Here is a 613-nt window from a genome sequence, read left to right on the forward strand (position 1 = left end):
GGGCAGCAGCGCCGTGGCCAGCGCCCGGATGCGCGCGGCGGCGGGCTGGGCGCGCACGGGGGTGTCGATGTCGAACACCCGCGAGAACACCCGCTCCACGTTGGCGTCGATGCAGGTCACGTCGCGGTTGAAGGCAATGCCCGCGATGGCCCCCGCCGTATACGGGCCGATGCCCGGCAGCGCGCGGATGGCCTCCGGATCGTCGGGCAGTTCGCCATCGTGCCGCTCCACCAGGGCTTTCGCCGCCTTGTGCAGGTTGCGCACCCGCGAATAGTAGCCCAGCCCCTCCCATGCCTTCAGCAGTTCATCCTCGCTGGCGGCGGCCACGCTGGCCACGTCGGGGAATTGGGTCATCCAGCGCAGAAAGTAGTCCACCCCCCGGTCCATCTGCGTCTGTTGCAGCATCACCTCGGAAATCCACACCGAATACGGCTCGTACCCGAACCGCCACGGCAGCGGGCGCTTGTGCACGGCAAACCAGTCCAGCAGGGCCGAGGCAAAGGCTTCCGCAAAGGCGGCGGTGGGCAGTTCGCGGGGCTGGCCGGTATCGGCGGTGGCGGCGGTGCGGGCGCGGCGGGCCGTGGGGGAGGGGGAAGCCGGAAGAGCGGGTGCG

General features: G+C 70.6%; 1 protein-coding gene. It reads right to left on the reverse strand.

Going from position 1 to position 613, the window contains the following annotated elements; translation table 11 throughout:
• A partial coding sequence (locus FVW27_RS18890) for an HhH-GPD family protein (RefSeq protein WP_167128216.1) occupies nt 1-528 on the reverse strand: 528 nt, incomplete at its 3' end.
• Between the last annotated feature and the right edge of the window lie 85 nt (nt 529-613).

The sequence above is a fragment of the Nitratidesulfovibrio liaohensis genome (genome assembly GCF_011682075.1).
In the GTDB taxonomy this organism is placed as follows: domain Bacteria; phylum Desulfobacterota; class Desulfovibrionia; order Desulfovibrionales; family Desulfovibrionaceae; genus Cupidesulfovibrio; species Cupidesulfovibrio liaohensis.